Source organism: Acidicapsa dinghuensis, from assembly GCF_025685685.1.
Classification (GTDB): domain Bacteria; phylum Acidobacteriota; class Terriglobia; order Terriglobales; family Acidobacteriaceae; genus Acidicapsa; species Acidicapsa dinghuensis.
Genome location: NZ_JAGSYH010000005.1, coordinates 159118 through 179330, shown reverse-complemented (window position 1 = coordinate 179330; position 20213 = coordinate 159118). Strand labels below are relative to the sequence as shown.

Below are 20213 nucleotides of genomic sequence, written 5' to 3'. Positions count from 1 at the left end.
CATTCGAATCTGATGCGGTAGTTGAATCGAACTATGCGGCTGTCCAGCCGCCATCCAGCGTGAAGAGGGAACCGCTGATAAAACCAGCTTCGCGGGAGCTGAGGTAGCGAACCATCGACGCGACTTCTTCCGGCTGCCCCAGTCGTCCCATGGGCTGGCGTGCGCGCAGTTCAGAACGAATCTTCTCTTTCTCATGCGCGTGATATTTGTCCAGGTAGCCTTCGACGAATGGTGTCTCCACCGTGCCTGGGCAGATCGCATTCACGCGAAGCTCCTTGGGATACTCGACAGCTAGCTGGCGAGTCATCGCCAGGACGGCTCCTTTGGTGGTGCAATACGCAAATCGTTGTTTGATGCCGATCATGCCCGCGACCGAGCCCATATTTACGATGCTGCCCTTATGAGGACTGGCTAGCAGCAAGGGCAGCAGACGCTGTGTCACCAGATAAACCGAGCGCACATTGACATCAAGTAGCCGGTCAAAGTCTTCGCGTTGCGTTGTCTCGATGCTGCCTACGTGCCCGATTCCGGCGTTATTTATCAGAATGTCCAGCCGATCAATGCTCTTAGCCGCTTCATCGATCGAAGCCTCGGAGGTGACATCCATACGAACCGCGCGGCTATTGCCAAGTGTTGCCGCCAGTGACTCGGCTGCCGGAAGGTTGATGTCCGCAACCCAAACAAATGCGCCTGCCCGAACCAGTTCAGCGCAGGTTGCTTCGCCGATGCCGCTGGCGCCGCCCGTTACTAGTGCATGCAAGCCATCAAGCCGAAAAGCTTCAGTCACGGCGCCTCCTCCAGCGTCGCTTCTCGCCATGCATCGAGCAGGACCTGATGTCGACGAGGAGATGAAAAGGATGTTCGTGTCATATGATTTGGTGCCGTAAAGCAATAAATGACCGTAACGATCATACAGGGTCGGTTGGAGTTATGTCAGGAATTAGAAACATGTGTTTTACGATGTGAATCCGTATCGAAGCGGCAAATAGCGCGGATTCTACTCGCCGGCCGTCGGAAACGGTTCGAGTTTGTGGGTGCCGTCACGCTGCTTGATGAGCATTTGAACCTTGCCTTCGGCGGCATCCAGCTCCTGTTTACACTCGGCGGACAGGCCGACTCCCTGCTCAAAAAGCTTGAGGGAGTCTTCTAGCGAGAGCTCCCCCTGTTCCAACTGAGCGACGATGTTTTCTAGTTTCTTGAGGGACTCTTCAAATTTCGCCATTACTACCCCATTCCTATTTGCGGGCTGCACACAAGCTTTTAGTCTGCGGCATAAGAACTGCCTGGAGGCAGAACGGACGCAATCACTTCGGCTGCGAGAGCATAACGGCCAAAGGGTGCGCTGACCTGGACGCCCTGGACCATCGGCTTTGCTTCTTTGAGCATCTCCTGGGCGATCCGTACTCCCTCGGCTCGCGCGGCATCGGGAGATTCCGCTTGCGCCATTCGCAGCATCACGGCTTCCGGTATTGACCAGCGCAGGTCGGTACGTAGGAACTCGGCGTTGCGCAGACTGGTCAGCGGCCAGATGCCCGCAATGATCGGAATACGGAACTCCTCGACGCGCCGCAGAAATGTTTCGAGCAGGCGCAGATCGAAGACCGGTTGCGTAATGGCATACTCGGCGCCGGCCTCGACTTTCCAGGCGAACCGTCGCAACTCCTGCTCTATATCCGGCACTCCAGGGTTTGCGGCTACGCCGATGGTAAAGTTGGTCGAAGCGCCAATGGCGTTGCCGCCGATGTCGAGTCCATGGTTGAGGCGGCGCACGATATTTACTAGTCCGATCGCGTCCACATCGAAGACGGCCGTCGCATCGGGATAGTTGCCCAGCTTCGGTGGATCACCTGTCAGGCAGAGAATGTTTCGCAGACCAATGGAGGAAGCGCCCAGCAGATCGGACTGGATGCTCAGGACGTTCCTGTCGCGGCAGGTGTAGTGGAGTACGGTTTCGATGCCTGTGTGTTGCTGAATCTGAATGCAGAGGCTCTGTGCGCTCATGCGTGCCGAGGCGCGGGGCGAGTCGGGCACGTTGATAGCGTGCACCCCGAGCGAGGCCATCAGACGTGCGCCCTCAATCTCCTTAGTGCAATTGATGCCTTTGGGCGGGACGATCTCGACCAGAGAGACGAATGTGCCCTGTGCGATCAGTGCGCCAAGCCTGGAGCGCTCTGCCAATGGAGCTGGCGGCACTTCGGAGGATTCTTCCGCGGCCCGGTCAGCCGCCGTGCCGGTAATCGTTATTTCTTCCCGCGCCTCATTGCGATTTTGGGCGTCTATAGCGCGAATCGCCGACCGCATGGCGCGGATATGATTTGGGGTCGTCCCGCAACATCCGCCGACGAATTGCGCACCGGATTTGATCGCCTTCCGGGCGAAGCTCGCCATGTACTCCGGAGAACATAAATATATGTTGCGGCCTTCGACTGCTCGTGGCATGCCAGCATTCGGCATGGCCGCGAGCGGGAGTGTGGTGATCGGCCGCATGGCTTCAATTGCCGTCAGCACCGTGGCAGGCCCGGTGGAGCAGTTGCATCCGATAGCATCTGCACCCCACTCGGTAAGCAAAGCCGCTGCATGCGCTGGGCTGGAGCCATCAAGACAGTTGCCATCATCATCGACCGTAATCATGACGATCGCCGGTAGATGGGGTGCTATCGTCTTGGCTGCCAGCAGTGCCTGCTGCGCCTCATTGAGGGCAGGCATGGTCTCGATCATGAGCATGTCGGCGCCGGCGGCGGCTAAGGCAGAAATCTGCTCTTCAAAGGCTTCCCGAGCCTCGGCGAGCCCGGTTTTGCCCAGCGGCTCGAGATGTACACCCAGAGGCCCAACTGAGCCGGCGATCCAGGCGTCGCCTGCCTGTTTATCTTTCAGATGATCGGCAGCCTGGCGGGCGATGCGTACTCCAGCCTCGTTGATCTCGGCTGTCCGGCTCGCGAGTCCGTGCCGTGCCAACCGGAAACGATTGGCGCCAAAAGTATTTGTCTCCAGAATCTCGGCACCGCTCTGCAAATACTCTTCATGGATGGAGAGAATCAGAGAGGGATCCGAAAGATTCAGCTCATCGTAGCAACGATTGATGAAGACGCCCCGGGCGTATAGCACGGTACCCATTGCGCCGTCGCAGAGAACGATTCGATCCTCGAAGGTGTTCTTCAGGCTTTGCATTCTGTCCTATATCCTACCGTGTAGATCATGCCGAGTCTGCTTCCAAGCAGAGTTCCAGTGCGTCTAAATGCGAGCAGCAGGGCCCTTTTGCAACACTCCTGAACATATTTGATCGCGGTCCGGGGAACTGCGGAGCCAGTTTTGTGTGAACGGGGCAGTACCCCCGCTTTGTTATACTTGGCCAGTCAGCCTGTTATCAGAGGGATAGGATTTTGAAGAAGAGAAGTCTCGTGTTTAGCGCCCTGGCGGCACTTGCGACCGCAGGTGCGCTCGCAGGCTGCGGAAGCACATACTACTTTGCCGGGCGCGTTCTGCCGCCCAGCGGTATTGCCAATCGGGTATTGATCGCGGTTCAGAACCCCACCTCTATTACCAAGGGTGCGCTCCAGTTTGTCGACGCATACTACGACATCCGCCAGAGCTACAACGATAAAATTCCCGGTTTCAGCATCAGCGGTTACAGCGGTGCGCTTCCCAGCACGATTCAAAATATGCCCGAAGAGCAGGTGGGCGTTGTCTATGGCTCGGGTGACGGAAGTCTCACGCTGATCAACTACGCTAAGGAAACTACCGCGGGAACTGTGGGAACCCTGAATGGGCTTTCTGCCGAGGCCTATGTTTCACGCAATCAGCTTTGGGTGATTGCAGCTAACCAATCTGCGGACCTGGTGACGGTTCTCGACCGCAACGCCAGTAGGTCCTATTCATTTAGCCTGCCGGGCGTCTATCACGTCTCCATGAATCCTGGCGGCACGGTGATGCTGGCATTTGTTCAGAACTCGAATTACGCCTACTATCCGCGCAAGCTGACCTCGGCCGACTCCAATGCATTGGCAGCCTATTACCTCACCAATCAGTCATGGCCCGCCCCCTATGTCGATTGTGAGCCGAAGAATTTGCCCGGTATGTGCCTGGCGCAGATGCAGGATCCGAGTGGAACTCCGCTGACTTTCGATCGCCCCATCAAAGGAGTATTCTCCGCGGACGGTAGCTCGATCTTCGTCCTGAACTGTGGGCCGGAGTGCGGCGGAACTGCTGCAGGCGTCAGTATTCTGCCGACCGGGCCATTCAACTTCAATGACGGCCAACAAGCGGGGACAATTCCGACCCAATCGGCTATCACCACTATCGCTGTGCCTGGTGGCTCCAGCAATGCCCTTGAGAACGGAAACACGCTTTATGTCCTCGGCGAGCAGCTTCTTCCCGATGGCCTCTTCACGGGAAATCTAACTTTGGTCGATCTGCCCAGCAACACAGCGGGAAGTCCCATCTCTGTCTCTGACAGCGCTCCAGGGTTGCGCACCCGCATGATCATGGCCGACGACAATACGCTCTGGCTGGGTGGGATTCGCTGCACTCAAGGGGAGCGATATGCAACGGGACAACCGTATGGCTGCCTGACGATGTTCAATACGTCGAGCAACACCGTGACGATGCTCGAGCCGTTTCAAGGTGATCTGACCGGTATAGCGGCAGTTACGAGCCTGCACAAGGTCTACATTGCCGAGGGTGGTCAGGTGTATATCTATTCGACGAGCGACGGTTCGGCGATCAACAACTATTACGTTACCGTGACCGGAACCGCGTACGATGTTGCCTATATGGACGCGGTCAGCGACGGCGACAATACCGTTTATTGATTACTATTCTCCAATGGCCGGCATATCCGAATCCGTCGTCGATGTGCTGGCTATTGCGGCCCACCGGGATGATGTAGAGCAGACCTGTGGCGGCACGCTGATGCGTATGTCCGCACGCGGGTTGCGGACAGGCATTCTGGACCTTGCCCAAGGTGAGTCTGGTACACGCGGTACCGCCGCTGATCGTGCTGCAGAAGCCGCAGAAGCGGCTCGTATACTAGGCGTCGCACATCGTCAGGCTTTGGATCTGCCCGACGGCGCGGTTGCCAACACTCTGGAAAACCGCCTTAAGATTGCCCGGGTTCTTCGTGAACTGCGTCCTCGCGTGGTCATTCTGCCGTATTGGGAGGCGCGACATCCCGATCATGCCGTCTGCGGGACGCTCGGCTATGAAGCCTGTTTTGTCGCCGGGCTTTCGAGGATGGATGCCGGACCTCACCCTCCGCATCGCCCGTTCAAGATCATCTACGCCAGCCTCTATGCAGATGTGCGGCCTAGCTTCATCGTTGATATCACGCCTTTTATGGAGCAGCGTTTCGCTTCGCTGATGGCCTACCGTTCCCAGTATGCAAACCAGCAGCAGGGCGGGGGATTGTTCGTTCCCGAGGAAGAGATCCGCGAGCGCACCTTTGCCGAAGCCCGGCATTATGGTCTGCTGGCCGGTGTGAAATATGGCGAGCCGTTCGTTCAACGGGAAGTGGGTCTTGTTGATGATTTGACCTTGATTCCAGTGCAATCGATTTAATAGGTCTCGATGATCTGAATAGATGTATAAGTTTCAATTATAAAAATCCTAAATAAAATAAATTTGTCTTATAGATGCCTTCGCTTCGACAATCCTTCTCAGGAGGCACAATGGTTCAAACCTGGAATCCTGCAACGTATGTTGACAACGGTGCATTTGTTCCTGCGCTTGGCGCAGGAGTGCTGGAATGGCTCAATCCTCAACCGGGAGATCGCATTCTCGATCTGGGCTGTGGTGACGGGCAGTTGACGGCACGCATCGATGCTGCCGGGGCAGATGTCGTTGGTGTCGATGCTTCTGCTGCCATGGTGGAGGCGGCGCGAGATCGTGGCATTGATGCGCGGGTCTGCAACGCTGAGGCTTTGCCGTTTCATGCGGAGTTTGATGCAGTCTTCTCCAATGCTGCTCTGCATTGGGTACATGGGCAGGACGCGATGCTTGCCGGCGTGAAACGCGCATTGAAGCCAGGCGGGAGATTTGTTGCTGAGATGGGTGGTCACGGCAATATTGCCGCAATTCAAGTGGCGCTTGCCGCCGTTGTCGATCGGCATGGATTGGGTCATGCGTTTAACGCCGAGCAGCGTAATTATTTCCCCACACCCGATTCCTATCGTGCGCGCCTTGAGAGACACGGCTTTTACGTGCGCGAGATTCAGCTCATACCGCGTCCTACGCCGTTGCCGGCGGGTATGGCTGCGTGGTTGCATACCTTCCGCCGGGGCGTGCTTGATGCTATACCTGAGTCCGAGCGCGAAATTGTTGTTAACGAGACGGTGGCTCTGCTTAAGCCTGTACTTTGTGACGATGCCGGCAACTGGACTGGCGACTATGTACGGCTTCGCTTCATGGCTCGCGCCTGATCTTTGATTCTGCTCTTGTCCATACATTCATTCCAGCGGAGCATTGGCAGCCTCTTTACAATGGCTCCATGCCCGCGGCTGGATCGACCAGATTTACCCCCGAAAATCAGTTGTCTCACTCGGCCTCCGGCTATCTGCTGACGATGACGGCGACGATTATTCCAGCGGCAAACGCAGGGGTGAAGCGCTCCGATCCGCGCGTTCGTCTTGAAGACTACAAGCAGGCTCTTCGCTTCTGGCTCAGCTACGAGCATGTCTCTGCAGCAAAGATTCTCTTCCTTGAGAATTCGGGAGCAGATCTTAGTGAACTGGAATCTGTCGCAGCTACGGAAAATCCCTTCGGCAAGCCAGTCGAGTTTTTATCCATTCCCGGTAATCAAATTCCGGAAGGCCGTAACTACGGCTATACAGAAATGCAATTGCTCGACGAGGGGCTGGCGCAAAGCCGGTTGCGCCGGGAAACGACACATCTGGTCAAAGTGACGGGGCGGTTGACGTTTCCCGCGCTTGGTAGAGCTATCGACATGATCGAAGGGCGGAATGGAGGGTCACCGGAGTTGATGGTGGAGTGTCGCAAGCTGGGGTTTCCGCGCAAGGGTTTCGACGCGTTTACACAGCTCTTTGTCTGTTCGCACCGTTTTTACGATGACGTGCTGCGGGGATCGCGCGAGGAGATGAATGCGACCGACATACGGTTGCTGGAGCACCTGTTGTTGCGGAAGGTTATTTCGTTTAAGGGCATGGCGGGTTATTATCTGCGTTTTCCCTGCAATGTCGAGCCGGTTGGCTATTCGGGATTCAAGTCTCGTAGCTACCGCACATCGCAGGCAGCTATAACCCGAGCCTTTCGTGCCGCTTTGCGGATTGTGGCGCCGGGATATTGGTTTTGAACCGCGTTTCGTCGGGTTTCTGTGTCAAATTCATCCGTAAATATCCCTTGACGTAAGGTAAGATCAGTGAGACACTGATTTTGCCATGAATAAGACCAACTGCATTCCTGCCGAGCGCCGCTTCACCATCATGCAGTTCAATGAGCGGTTTCCAGATGACGATGCCTGTCTTGATTGGCTGATGGAGAAACGCTATCCCGGTGGGATCGCAACGTGTTCGTATTGCCGCGTGGAACGCAAGCATCATCGGATTGCGTCTAAGAAGGCTTACGCCTGCGACTACTGCGGAACCTATATTTCGCCCATGGCCGGGACGATTTTCGAGAAGTCCAGCACTTCGCTTCGCCTCTGGTTTTATGCAATGTATCTGATGGCTTCTACCCGCTGCGGAGTGTCGGCAAAGCAGGTTCAACGCGAGACGGGTGTTACTTACAAGACTGCGTGGCGCATGTTTAAGCAGATTCGCTCCATGCTGAAGGATGACGAAACCGGCCTCGGCGGACCAGATAGCCATGGAGTCGAAATGGATGAGACGTATTTCGGCGGTGTTCGACGCGGCGTAAAGGGCAAGCCGGGTGCGGGAGATAAAAAGAAAACGGCAATCGTTGGCATCGTGGAACGTCAAGGACGCATTCGCGCGATGACGGCGCATGACACCAAGAGCGCGACACTACTTGGCATGGTCAAAACCCACATCTTGCCTGATACCACGGTGTTTACGGACGAGTACCAGCCTTACGACGGCATCAGCCACATGAAGAATGGCTATACCCACAAGCGCATCAAGCACAGCGAGAAAATCTATGTGATTGGCGACATCCACACGAATTCAATCGAGGGATTCTGGAGCTTGCTAAAGGGTGGAATTCGCGGAGTCTATCACTCGGTCGGCAAATCGTACCTTCAGTCGTACTTGGACGAGTACACATTCCGCTATAACCGTCGCAACGTGAACAAGCCGATGTTTACTTGTTTTCTTGAGCAGGTGATTGAGAAGGCGGAATAGTCTTTGAAACCAAATCCGTGAACTCTTCCAGCGTGATAGGTTCCATAAGCTCCTGAATATCCTCCGAAGGGATCAGGAGCTTTCTCTTGCCGTTTTGCTTCTCTTCGTCGGTGAGCTTAGGCATACGGATTAAGCCTACACCCTTCTAAACCAAAAGATGTAAACTGCCTCGCAGATCAACACAAGGATCAACAGATACATAACCACACGGAGTCTTTTCGTGTCTCTTTCCCTTCTTTCCATGATTACTGTGAATGGGTCCGTAGCCGTGGATACGGTACGTTTAGGCCTAGAGTCGGACAGCGCCAGATGGTTTTCTGTCGTCAAATATTCGGGGTACGCTGTGGCTCTGGGTTGCGCACTCGAAGCCCCCGAAACATTCCATATCTTAAAGCGCTGGTGGCTGCTTAGGTTTAGAGGAGAGAATCGCGAGGAAAGCATCAACGAAAAGAGAAGTTGGCTGGTTCCCGCAGCAGCAGCAGGCTTATTGGCTATTGTTCTAGGAATTTTCCTTGAGACATATGCCGAAGGAAGAGTCTCTGATTTAGACGCCCAACTGAGAGCGCATGAGTCCGACAAAATAACCGCAGCTGAAAGTGACGCGTCGGAAGCGAAGACCCGCGCCGCAAAATTGGAAACGAGTAACAAACAACTAGGCATCGAGTTGGAGAAATCAAAAGCAGAAAATCTTGCTAAAGAGAGAGAATTAGACGCGGCACAACGGAAAACCGCTGAGGTACAAAAAAGCGCCGCCGCAGCTTTCACGGTATTCGTAAGAAGAACCGGAGAAAGGCTACTTAACATAGAAAAATTCGCAAAAGAGATGAAACCATTCCCTCGAAAAGATGTGGAAATCTGGTACACGGACGACGACCCAGAAGCCAAAAAGTTTGCCGAAGACGTATGGGCGGGAGCGTTAAATGCTTGGGGCAGACCGGTACCCACGCTCCGTGTACGAAAGCCGTTCGACATGGTGTGCAACCAGATCGAGGGCGGACAACCAGGAATCACCGTCATTGCACATGACAGTAGCGGGTATACCGGAACGAACAGCTTCGGTGTCACACTGGCCAGGAATTTGCTAGTCTTTCCTCCTACATGGGTCGGCACGCCATGCGATAAACTTCCCGTTAACAAAATCATTGTCAATATCGGTGTAAGAGACCGGATGTAAACCAAACATATGACGAACAACTCATCCTGTGCTTTCTCCTCATACCTTATATGAGGGGATAGTTACGAATTCATCAAACGTTTGCAATTTCTTTGCCTGTTGCCGTCTACCCTAGTGATGGCCCGGTATGCCTGTATCGGATGCGCCGCATGTGCCGAAGAGCCTGCCGGCCAATTGACTACGAGGACTTCCGCAGTTGAGCCAAACTGTATTTGTGCTTGAAGACGATACGGATATTTCCCGTCTCGTTCAGCATCATCTTGAAGCCGCAGGGTTTATTGCCCGCGTTTATCACACCCCGGCCAATCTCATACCCGATGCCGAGCGACAGGCTCCGGCTCTTTTCCTGCTAGACATCATGGTGCCAGGTGGAGACGGTCTGGATGTATGCAGACGCCTGCGCAATCACCCCGCTCTTTCGACGGTTCCGATCATCTTTCTCACGGCTCGCGCGGGAGAAAACGATCGCGTGCTAGGACTCGAGCTGGGCGCGGATGACTACATCACCAAGCCATTTGCTACGCGGGAGCTGCTGGCTCGCGTGAAAGCCGTTCTGCGCCGTTTCGAGCGGCCCACATCGCCGACGATTATCAGTTTTGAAGAGATCATCATCGACGCCAACGCGATGCAGCTTAAGGTGCGTGGTGAGTTGACGACGACCACGGCGACTGAGTTCCGATTGCTCGATTATTTGGCGAGGCATCCGGGGCGTGTTTTCAGCCGTGACCATCTGCTCGATGCGGTCTGGGGCGATGCCCGGTTTGTTACTCCCCGCTCTGTCGATGTGTATGTTCGCCGTATCCGTGAGAAGATCGAGGTGGATGCGGAAAATCCGCGATACCTCAAGACTGTTCGCGGCGCTGGATATCGCTTCGAGATTCCCAAAGGCGAGTAGCCGCACGGCGCGGATATGGATTGAGCCGCGCCGGTTTTCGATGCCAGGCAGGGCCTTCCTGTGACACGCAAGGTCTTCTATAAATTGCTCGGCGCTTTTTGCCTGCTGCTGCTTTTCCATGCGCTGGTCATGGAATTCATCTTTCGGCAGATTGTGCAGACGGCCACGGTCCGGGGCCTGCCCGTGCTGGGCAGGGAAGCGCTCATCTCCGGCCTGGTCGCAGTTCTTGTTGCGTTACCGCTCGCGGCCTGGTTTTCACTAAGCATCTCCCGTCGCTTGCGCCGTGTAGTGAATTTCGCTCATCGTGTGGCGGAAGGCGATCTGGACGCTCGCCTGGAAGATAACTACAACGATGAAATCTCCACCATGACAACGGCGCTGAATACGACGGCAGCGCGGCTGCAAGAGAGCTTCGAAGAGGTCGATAGCCGTCGAAGCGAGCTTGCTGCGTTGCTCGACTCGATGCAGGAAGCCGTCGTTGCCATCACCCGCGAAGGCAGTGTGAGCTGGTCGAATGCAGTGATGCAGCGCATTACGGGCACGCAAATTCGCGAAGGACGCGCGCTTGTTCATTCAGTCCGTGACCCGGACGTGCTCGCCTGTGCCGAGGGGGCGCTGCGTGATCGAGAAGTGCGTTATGGCCGTGCTACTTCGCTGGTGCCGGGCCGCATCTTTGAGATCAACGCCGCTCCGATGCCTGGCGGTGGCGCCGTGGTGGTGCTGCATGATGTTACCAGCGTCGAAGCTGCTGAAAAATCCCGCCGTGACTTTATTGCGAACGTCAGTCACGAGCTTCGCACGCCGCTTACCTCCATCTCGGGCTATGTGGAAACGCTGCTGGAAGATGAGCGTCCAAGCCCGGAAACCACACGCGAGTTTTTGGCCATCATTCTCAAAAACTCAAACCGGATGAATCGGCTGACCGAGGATCTGCTGGCGCTGGCAAGCGTTGAAAGCCCCGACTATGTCCTGCATGCCCAGCCCATCCGCGCCTCGTCTCTGCTGGATGACGCTATCGAATCACTCGCGGGCATGGTGGTCGATTCCGGCATCGAGATCGAATCTGGCGGCGCGCCGGACAATGTTGTTATGGCTGACCCTGACGGCATGACCCAGGTCTTTGGCAACCTGATCGAGAATGCCATGAAATATGGCAAGTCAGGTGGCCGCATACGAGTTTGCGCCAAAATGGCTGGCAGGGAAGTGGAGTTTACAGTGCAGGATTTTGGTCCGGGCATTGCGTCGGAGCACCTTGGCCGCATTTTCGAGCGCTTCTATCGTGTTGATAAGGCGCGTTCCCGCGAATCCGGCGGGACAGGGCTTGGACTCGCGATCGTTAAACATATTGTGCAGGCCCATGGCGGCCACGTCTGGGCTGAGAGCGAACTCGGACATGGCGCCGCGTTTCACTTTACCTTGCCTGTTGTTCCGCGTGAGATACCTGTCGGCGATACAGAGGAGGATGAGCCCTCGCTGGAGAAATCGCCGAGCACATCATAGGTAATATAGCCAGGGCAATGTTTATGCCATCTTTATATGTCCATGCTGCCGCAAATTTTCAATTCCACTGTTTTTCCCTTCGAATTTCAATTCCCAGTAACATTGCGCGGAGAAAATACGTGTTGGAAACAGCCAAACAAGGGAGCCTATTGTGAAGAAAAACTCGTTGTGGTTTTCAGGGATTAAGACTGTTCAGACCGCAGTTGCCACTACTGGAATTTTGCTATTGACTGCCGTTGGAACAGCTCAAGCCCAGAAACTCACCGGCGCCGGGTCCACTTTCGACAATCCAATCTTTACCAAGTGGTTCAGCGAATACAGCGCTGCGCATCCCGGCGTAGAAATCAATTACCAGTCCATCGGCTCTGGAGGTGGTATCAAGCAGGTCACGGCTGGCCTAGTCGACTTCGGTGCCACCGATGGTCCCATGACGGACGAGCAGCTTGCGGCATCCAAGATCAAGCTGATTCATATTCCCGCCGTGTTGGGAGCGGTTGTGCCGATCTTTAATGTTCCAGGTGTAAACGACCTGAAGTTTGCGCCTGATGTGCTAGCCGATATCTTTCTGGGTAAGATTTCGAACTGGGACGATGCCCGCATCGCGAAGGACAATCCTGGAGCCAAGCTTCCTAACCTGTCGATCAGCGTCGTGCACAGAGCCGAAGGTAGCGGCACCACCTTTATCTTTTCCGACTATCTCTCCAAGGTCAGCAAGGACTGGGAGAACGGTCCTGGCCGCGGTTCAGCTCTCAACTGGCCCAAGGGCATCGGCGGCAAAGGCAACGATGGCGTTGCTGGATACATTCGCCAGCTTCCCGGCTCCATTGGCTATGTTGAGCTGATCTATGCTCTTCAGAACCACATTGCTTACGGTGAAGTAAGGAATGCAGCTGGTCACTGGGTGAAGGCTTCCATCGCCGGTGTCACTGCCGCAGCCGCCAGTGTTAAGCAGATGCCGGCAGACTACCGCGTCTCCATTACCAATGCGCCGGGGGCGGATGCGTACCCCATCTCCAGTTTTTCCTGGCTGCTTATCCCCACTCAAGGGCAGGACGCCGCCAAACGCAAGGTTCTCAAGGACTTCCTGAACTGGATGTTGATTGGCGGGGAGAAAGAGGTTTCATCTCTCTACTATGCACCGCTGCCGGACTCTCTCATCGCCAGGGAGCATCAGACGGTCGATAACCTTAAGTAAGCAAAATGCTTAAGCTTGTAAGGCCCGGAAATATATTCCGGGCCTTTGCGGCTATAAGGAGCATCGAATCGTCAGAGTGATTACCGGGCGGTTACTGGAGAACACGTGCTATGCGCTTGATTTCGCAGCCTGTTAACAACCTGTTCATATACGCTCTTTAGCCTTGATTTGGTGACGGTTCCCTTGTCTGAGATTCGCTTGAGAAAACCGGAAACGACCGCGGAAAGCGTCCGAGTGGTGCCCCCGATTCCGGTTCGAGAGAACGACGGCGCCGCCGTCGAACCGAGCACATCCGCCGGCGCATCTGAGATTCGCAAATTTCTCCAGTCCCGCGGCAATTCAGCGTTGGCAGATCAGACGTTCAAAGGCCTGATGATGCTATGCGCGTTCTGCATCTTCGTAGTGGTTGCGCTCATTGTCGTTGAACTGATTCTGCAGTCGCAGCCGACCTTGCAGAAATTTGGTCTGCCGTTCTTTTTCAAATACAACGTCGATCCTGTCACCAAGATGCCGTTGTTCTGGGATCCGGTAAACGGTACCTTCTATGCGTTGCCGTTCCTGTACGGAACACTGGTGACCTCGCTGATCGCGCTTGCTATCGCCGTGCCGCTCTCGCTGGGTGTCGCCATCTTCCTGACTGAGATGTGCCCCAAGTTCCTGCGCGGGCCGCTAGCCTTCCTAACGGAACTGCTAGCCGCCATTCCCAGTGTGGTGTATGGCCTCTGGGCTGTGTTTGTTCTTGTTCCACTGCTCCGTGAGCATGTGAATCCGGTCTTCATGTCGGTCTTTAATGCTCCTTGGCTGGTGAAGGCTTTCGGCTGGACCCACTTGTTCGGCGATGATGGCCTCTTTGGTGGAGTGAATCTGGGTCTTGGAATGTTTGCCGCGGGTGTGGTGCTGGCCATCATGATTCTGCCGATCATCGCCTCGCTTACCCGCGAAGTCATGACCGCTGTGCCTCACTCTCAGAGAGAAGCGGCACTCGCGCTTGGCGCCACGCGCTGGGAGACGATCCGCATCGCCGTACTGCGCAATGCGCGTATTGGTATCGTTGGTTCCATCATCCTGGGCCTGGGCCGCGCGCTCGGTGAAACGATGGCTGTTGCCATGGTCATCGGCAACACGCCGCAGATTCAGATGTCGCTGCTCTCCACCGGCAACTCTATGGCATCGGTGATCGCCAACGAGTTCAGTGAAGCTACAAGCGATCTGCATCGCAGCGCTCTGATCGAGATTGGCCTGGCGCTCTTCCTTGTAACCATCATCGTCAATGGGCTCGCCCGCCTTCTGGTGTGGGCAGTGACTCGTGGCGCACCGGCGCGGGTGAACTGACACTTATGAGCGCAAGACTTCGACAAAGCCAACTTCGCAGCTCCATGCGCACCGCAACGGATCACGCCGCTACGGCGCTCGCGATTCTGGCCACGATTCTGGTGGTTGCGCCGCTGATTGCCATCTTCTTTTACCTCGTCTACAAGGGCGCCAGTTCGCTCAATCTCGCGTTCTTCACGCAGATTCCCAAGCCAGAGGGTGAGGTTGGCGGCGGCATGGCAAATGCGATTATCGGCTCAGCCGTAATTCTCGCCATAGCCAGTGTCATCGGTATTCCCATTGGCATCGGCGGCGGCATCTATCTTGCCGAATACGGCCGCGGAACAAAGCTTGCAAATGCGGTCCGTTTCACGGCAGACGTGTTGAATGGCGTGCCTTCTATCGTGATGGGCATTGCGGCATATGCGCTGGTCGTTGTTCCCATGCACCATTTCTCCGCCTTTGCTGGCGGTGTCGCGCTGGGCATCATGATGATCCCGACCGTTACCCGCAGCACGGAAGAGATGCTGCTGATGGTGCCACATGCCGTTCGTGAAGCGGCTCTCGGTCTGGGTGTTCCGAGCTGGCGTTCCGTTCTTGCCATCACGCTCAAGACCGCTTCTCCCGGTGTCGTTACGGGATGCATGCTAGCTTTTGCCCGCGTTGCCGGTGAAACCGCACCGCTGCTCTTTACCGCGCTTGGCAACCAGTTCTGGAGCGTCAGTCTGAATCGCGAAATCGCGGCTTTGCCGTTGCAGATCTACATCTACGCCATCTCCCCCTATGACGATCAGCACCGTCTGGCGTGGGCTGCCTCACTGGTGCTGATTGTATTGATTGTCTTGTCTGTGGCTCTTGTGCGTTATGTTGCCGGCCGCGGAGTTTTGAAGGGAGCTAGTTAAGTGGGAGTCGGCATCGAGGTTACTAATCTGAACGCGTGGTACGGAACCAATCACACGCTGCAGGACATCAACCTGCCCGTTCCCGCTAATCACGCGACCGCGCTCATCGGACCTTCCGGCTGCGGCAAGTCGACGTTTGTGCGTTGTCTCAACCGCATGCACGAGACGAATCCCGTTGCTCGTGTCACCGGTTCGGTGCGTATTGGCGATCAGGATATCTATGCGGATGCTTCTCCTGTCGAAGTACGCCGTCGCGTCGGCATGGTGTTTCAGCGACCCAATCCATTCCCGACGATGTCGATTTACGACAATGTATGCAGTGGACTCAAGCTCAACGGCTTTCGCAATCGCAAGATGCTCGATGAGGTCGTAGAGCGTTCACTGCGGCAGTCTGCGTTGTGGGATGAAGTGAAGGACGATCTGAAGAAGAAATCGGGCGCCAGCCTGTCGGGTGGTCAGCAGCAGCGCATGTGCATTGCGCGCGCGCTGGCTGTAGACCCTGAAGTGCTGCTCATGGATGAGCCTGCGTCCGCGCTCGATCCGGTCTCGACTTCCAAGATTGAGGATCTTATCTTCGAGCTCAAGTCGCAATATACGATCGTTATCGTGACCCACAACATGCAGCAAGCTGCGCGTGTCGCCGAAAAGACAGGTTTCTTCCTCAATGGACGTCTGGTCGAGTTTGATTCCACCCACAAGATTTTTACCAATCCAAGCGACAAGCGGACCGAAGATTACATTACAGGTAGATTTGGATGATTTTCCGGCTCGAATGCCGGCGCAGTTTTGACGAAAGGTCCGGTCCCCCACAATGACGCGAATTCGTTTTCACCGCAGCCTCGATGATTTGAAAGAGAAGCTCCTGGTTATGGCAGGCCTTGCCGAGCAGGCCATTCAGCGGGCAATCGAGGCGTACAGGGTTCGCGATCTCTCTATTTGCGATCTGGTTAGCCGCAGCGAGATGGCAATCAATCGTCTGGAGCGCGAGATCGATCAGGCGGCTCTCGATCTGCTGGCCATGGAGCAGCCCATGGCTATCGATCTGCGCTTCATTCTTGCGGTTATTAAGATCAACGCCGATCTTGAGCGTGTCGGTGACGGAGCCAAGTCGATCAGCGATCGTGTTCGCACGATGGACAACATGGCAATCGCTGATCTCCCGGTCGATATCCCGCGCATGGCATCACTGGCGTCCAATATGGTGCGAAAGGCGCTACAGGCTTTCATCGAAGCCGATGCGGAGATGGCTCAGTCCGTTCTCAGCCTAGATGATGCGGTGGACAGTATGAACCGCGCGGCGCATGTTTCGCTGGCGAACGTGATGGCTACGCAGTGCCACCTTGCGCCGCAGGCGCTGAATGCTTTGATGGTCTGCCGCAGTCTTGAGCGCGTTGCCGATCATGCCACAAATATCGCCGAAGATGTAATCTTCTGGGTCAAAGGCGCAGATGTTCGGCATAAGGGCAGTGTCGATGCCGATGTTGCGGGTTCACTCGAAGCGCCAGTGTCACGGCACGCGAACTGATGTGCAATAACTAATCGTTTGCAATGATTCTATAGCAGTAGATCGTCAGGGAAACAAAGAAGGCAGGCTTCATTTAGCCTGCCTTCTTTGTTTTTGCGGATTGTCGCTACCTGAACGCTAATTAATCGATCGTGAAGGTGAAGGTAGTGGAGCCTGTGATAGTTGCGCTTACGGAATCCTGCCCCGTTACCGTTACGGTGTAAGTTCCTTTCGGCGGATTGGAGATTGTGTTGGAACTGTTGCCGCCACAGGCTGAGATGCCTAAACCAATCGCTACCAGAGCAATTACCCCCGCTATGCTGCGAAGCTTACGGGAGGAGCGCCCGAGAAATCCTGCAAACAACAGACCTGCGAACGCCAAGGTAAGCGGAGCTGTTTTTCCAGGGTTGTTGCGGTTGTTGCTGCTCAGGTTGTGATGTGACGACAAACGCCGTAACACATGCTTGCCGGGACTCCCGATTGCTTCGGTAGTCACGCAGTCGGTGGCGTTAGTGTCGAGTGTCAGCTGGGTGGTAACAGGAGTAGTAGCGCTGCTCACGCTCACCGATCCATCGCCATTGCTGAGAGTATCAGTGAACTCATAGCAAAGGTTCTGAAGCGCGCTGTCGTTTGAGGTGTCGAAGGTGAGGTAGACCGTGCCGGTGTAGCCGCCGGCAGGCGTTATCGTGATGGTCGATGCGCCGGAGCTGCCCTGCGAAACACTGAGGTTAGTAGCTGCAAGCGCGATGGAACCGGTGCCAGAACTGGTAGTCGGGACATTTACCGTCACACTGCCGGACGAGGCTGCGTGGGTTGCGTCTCCCGAGTAACTTGCAAGAACCTGGTGCGAGCCGCCAGTAGAAAACGATGTTGTATAGGTGACGGTGCCGTTTGCTGTTAGAGCACTGCCGGTAATCGGCGTGCCGGAATCGACGGTGATGGTGACGGTGCCGGTGGGTGTCGTGGAACTGTCAACGGACGCAACCGTGATGGTGAAAGTGTCCGTCGCGTTCACGGCGGGAGCGGTGTTGGAGGCGGATACCGTTGTCGTTGTGGCAAGCAGTGTTGTTCCCGTTGAGGCAGACCAGACATTCGCCAAGTTACCGAGGTCGACGCTGCCCAATCCAGTTACCTGGTCATATCCGGTGCCAGCAGAGAAACCTGCCGTGCTGCTGCAAACGCCTGATCCAGCAAGACAATCATTGTTGCCGCTGGTGATGTCATGGAAAGCTGAGGCATAGTTGGTGGAACTGGCTGCCAGAGAGTAGAGCATCGGATTCACCAGTCCCTGGCCTGTGGTGTATCCCTTTGACTGGTTGATGAGAGCCACCATGCCTGAGAAGATTGGAGCGGCAAAACTGGTGCCTCCGCCGACAGTTAAATCTCCTGTCGAGGAGTCTCTAAAGCCGCTATTGCAGCTAGCATCCTGTCCATTGCTCCAGAAAGTCGAATCGCTTGTGCAAATCAGATAGCCTGGTAAGCCGGTTGCTGCGTTCAACGCAACATCCGGAACCTCGCGCATCGTAATGCTCGACGATAATCCCGTTACGCCTGTCTGCCAGCTCGGCTTGGTAAAGAGGGTGCTAGTGCCGCCGCCGCCGGAACTGAGGCAGTCGGTTTGCCCGCAGTTGGCAGTGTCTTCGTTCCACGCCATCTCCGGGATGTATTGCAGAGCGGAGCTGATGACGTCTGAGGTGCTGGCAGATGCCCAATAAGCGCTGCCGGAAGTTACATATGCGCTGTTAGCCGTCGAAATCTCTGTGCCGCCTACACCGGTGACGTACGGACTGCTTGCTGGGAAATCGACTGCGAGCTGTTGCTGAATGGAGAGAGAAGGGTCCGGGGGGTTCGTTGAGCCGTTGTAGCAGTCTGTCGAGCCATCGTCGCCGGCGGCAGACATCACAGTTTGTCCCTGTGAAGTTGCCTGCTCAAGAGCTGATTCCAGTGTAGATTCCTCACTTGATGGTAGTTCGGCTTCGCACAATCCATAGCTGCTGCTGATGATGGTGCCCAGCTTGTTGTCGATAGCGTACTGAAGAGAATCAAAGGCATCGTAGTTCGTATCATTGCCGACGTAGACGAGGGTGATGGTCGCGCCGGTTGCGATGGCCCCCGACCACTCCAGATCGATGTCAGACTCAGCCTCGTCACCGGTGGAAACCGTCGCAGCACCGGTGTCCGGAACCAGAATCAATTCCGGATCTTTGACGGCCAGGCCCGATGCGCTCTGGAAGGCCTCAATGTCGCTCAGGGCGATTTCAGACTGGCCGATTACGGTAATCGACTGGCCGCTGCCCGTATATCCGCCGTTGTAGAGGGGCTGCACATCATAAACGGTTTTGATATCGCCGGGACTAAAGAAGACGTCGCCGGTTTCGCTGGATGTAAAGGATGGTTTGAGGTGAGGGCTGCGGCTCCGTGTGGCGTGGGACTTGGGACGGAAGTTGCTGAGATTGTCTACACTCTGAACCACACCGGAAAGCCCAGCCGGGATGCTCAAGTCAGTCGAGGGAGCGAAATGCTTTTCTGTGCCAGTCGGCGTGGGAATGTTGTAGGAGTGAATCTCGGTCGAGAAGGCCTGTTCAGCTTGCGCCACTGTTCCGGAGAAGCGAATCATATTCTTGCTTCGGCTGACCGAGTCGATTGTGAATCCCTGCCCCGTGAGCCACGAACTTACTTTGGCAATATCCGAGTCGGCGACTCCGAATTGTGCGGCAAACTGCTCCGGTGCAAGCCACTGATGAAACTGCGGCGATGCAGGATTTTGCTGCGCGGCAAGCAGTGCCTGTAGCTGCGCTTCCTGTGTAGCCGTCCGGCTGAAGTGAATGCTTATGCCTTCGAGCTTGGTGTCTGCCGAGACTCGTCCGGCATCGTACTTTGCCTGCGCCAGCGGGTGCTTGGAATTCGGCAGCACCGTCGTCTGCGAGCTGCTGATTTCAGCGTGGATTCGCGCCGCTGGTTGAGATTGAGCGGTTGCCTGGGTGGCGGCAAAGAGGATAGAGCCCATTGCAGCGGTTGCCGCGAGGGCAGAAATGCGTGTGCGTAACAGGCAAAGAGATCGATTCCAGTGAGTTGCGTTGTTTTTCATAGCCTTCCCTGCAAGCCAGTAGGTAAATACAGTCATTCACTGAATGCCGTTTCTCTGCCTGTTTCGAGCACAGAAATAAACGACACATCTATTGTGCAGAGCGAGAAGGTGCGAACGGGAACGCCCAGTTGGCGGCTGGTTCGCCTCAACCGGTCTTCCGAAAACGATTCAATAGACTTAGACGGAAGTCGGAGTATCCCGTCTACATCCACGCTATTGAGCCGCCCTGGCTGCGAGAAGAAACGGGGGAGAAGGATGTGACTCCGTCTGTCTGCTGACCTTAGACACGGGAGGGGAGATTTTGTTGCGTTTCTTTCTTGCAACCGGGGGACGGC

17 protein-coding genes are annotated in these 20213 nt (G+C 55.6%); 13 read left to right on the top strand and 4 right to left on the bottom strand.

The window, feature by feature from the left end:
• Positions 1–31: 31 nt before the first annotated feature.
• The 3 genes from OHL22_RS15645 to OHL22_RS15635 form a co-directional block, all read right to left on the bottom strand.
• Positions 32–787 (bottom strand): SDR family NAD(P)-dependent oxidoreductase, encoded by a 756-nt coding sequence (locus tag OHL22_RS15645; RefSeq protein ID WP_263339271.1) that lies wholly within the window; start codon positions 785–787, stop codon positions 32–34.
• A gap of 210 nt (positions 788–997) precedes the next feature.
• Entirely contained in the window at positions 998–1222 is a 225-nt protein-coding gene (locus OHL22_RS15640; RefSeq protein ID WP_263339270.1) for an exodeoxyribonuclease VII small subunit, read from the bottom strand.
• A 38-nt stretch (positions 1223–1260) separates the two neighbouring features.
• Positions 1261–3168 (bottom strand): bifunctional homocysteine S-methyltransferase/methylenetetrahydrofolate reductase, encoded by a 1908-nt coding sequence (locus OHL22_RS15635; RefSeq protein ID WP_263339267.1) that lies wholly within the window; start codon positions 3166–3168, stop codon positions 1261–1263.
• Between the two features lie 212 nt (positions 3169–3380).
• Here OHL22_RS15635 and OHL22_RS15630 point away from each other — a divergent pair, with 212 nt between their 5' ends.
• The 13 genes from OHL22_RS15630 to phoU all read left to right on the top strand — a co-directional run bounded on the left by OHL22_RS15630 (position 3381) and on the right by phoU (position 16811).
• Complete coding sequence (locus OHL22_RS15630; protein WP_263339264.1) at positions 3381–4808, top strand: hypothetical protein; 1428 nt, start codon at positions 3381–3383, stop codon at positions 4806–4808.
• A gap of 13 nt (positions 4809–4821) precedes the next feature.
• The gene (gene bshB1, locus OHL22_RS15625) at positions 4822–5553 is read left to right on the top strand and encodes a bacillithiol biosynthesis deacetylase BshB1 (protein ID WP_263339261.1); all 732 of its coding nucleotides are present in this window, start codon (positions 4822–4824) and stop codon (positions 5551–5553) included.
• Between the two features lie 110 nt (positions 5554–5663).
• On the top strand, positions 5664–6413 hold the full coding sequence (locus tag OHL22_RS15620; RefSeq protein ID WP_263339258.1) for a class I SAM-dependent methyltransferase: 750 nt from the start codon (positions 5664–5666) through the stop codon (positions 6411–6413).
• A 110-nt stretch (positions 6414–6523) separates the two neighbouring features.
• Positions 6524–7303 carry a hypothetical protein gene (locus OHL22_RS15615; protein ID WP_263339253.1) on the top strand — a complete coding sequence of 260 codons (780 nt, stop codon included), beginning with the start codon at positions 6524–6526 and terminating at the stop codon, positions 7301–7303.
• A gap of 85 nt (positions 7304–7388) precedes the next feature.
• The gene (locus OHL22_RS15610) at positions 7389–8309 is read left to right on the top strand and encodes an IS1595 family transposase (RefSeq protein ID WP_263339251.1); all 921 of its coding nucleotides are present in this window, start codon (positions 7389–7391) and stop codon (positions 8307–8309) included.
• Between the two features lie 220 nt (positions 8310–8529).
• Positions 8530–9483 (top strand): tropomyosin, encoded by a 954-nt coding sequence (locus OHL22_RS15605; protein WP_263339248.1) that lies wholly within the window; start codon positions 8530–8532, stop codon positions 9481–9483.
• Positions 9484–9679: 196 nt separating this feature from the next.
• Positions 9680–10378: a winged helix-turn-helix domain-containing protein gene (locus OHL22_RS15600; protein ID WP_263339246.1), complete on the top strand. Its 699-nt coding sequence runs from the start codon at positions 9680–9682 to the stop codon at positions 10376–10378.
• A 60-nt stretch (positions 10379–10438) separates the two neighbouring features.
• Positions 10439–11878 (top strand): HAMP domain-containing sensor histidine kinase, encoded by a 1440-nt coding sequence (locus OHL22_RS15595; protein ID WP_263339244.1) that lies wholly within the window; start codon positions 10439–10441, stop codon positions 11876–11878.
• Between the two features lie 151 nt (positions 11879–12029).
• Complete coding sequence (gene pstS / locus OHL22_RS15590) at positions 12030–13073, top strand: phosphate ABC transporter substrate-binding protein PstS (RefSeq protein ID WP_263339241.1); 1044 nt, start codon at positions 12030–12032, stop codon at positions 13071–13073.
• 198 nt (positions 13074–13271) lie between these two features.
• Positions 13272–14405 (top strand): phosphate ABC transporter permease subunit PstC, encoded by a 1134-nt coding sequence (pstC, locus tag OHL22_RS15585; RefSeq protein WP_263339239.1) that lies wholly within the window; start codon positions 13272–13274, stop codon positions 14403–14405.
• 5 nt (positions 14406–14410) lie between these two features.
• A complete protein-coding gene (pstA, locus tag OHL22_RS15580) occupies positions 14411–15286 on the top strand; it encodes a phosphate ABC transporter permease PstA (protein ID WP_263339237.1) in 876 nt (291 codons plus the stop codon).
• Positions 15287–16045 carry a phosphate ABC transporter ATP-binding protein PstB gene (pstB, locus tag OHL22_RS15575; RefSeq protein ID WP_263339234.1) on the top strand — a complete coding sequence of 253 codons (759 nt, stop codon included), beginning with the start codon at positions 15287–15289 and terminating at the stop codon, positions 16043–16045.
• Between the two features lie 52 nt (positions 16046–16097).
• A complete protein-coding gene (gene phoU / locus OHL22_RS15570) occupies positions 16098–16811 on the top strand; it encodes a phosphate signaling complex protein PhoU (RefSeq protein WP_263339231.1) in 714 nt (237 codons plus the stop codon).
• Positions 16812–16932: 121 nt separating this feature from the next.
• On the opposite strand, the gene OHL22_RS15565 is transcribed toward phoU, so the two are convergent.
• Positions 16933–19878 carry a protease pro-enzyme activation domain-containing protein gene (locus OHL22_RS15565; RefSeq protein ID WP_263339229.1) on the bottom strand — a complete coding sequence of 982 codons (2946 nt, stop codon included), beginning with the start codon at positions 19876–19878 and terminating at the stop codon, positions 16933–16935.
• Between the last annotated feature and the right edge of the window lie 335 nt (positions 19879–20213).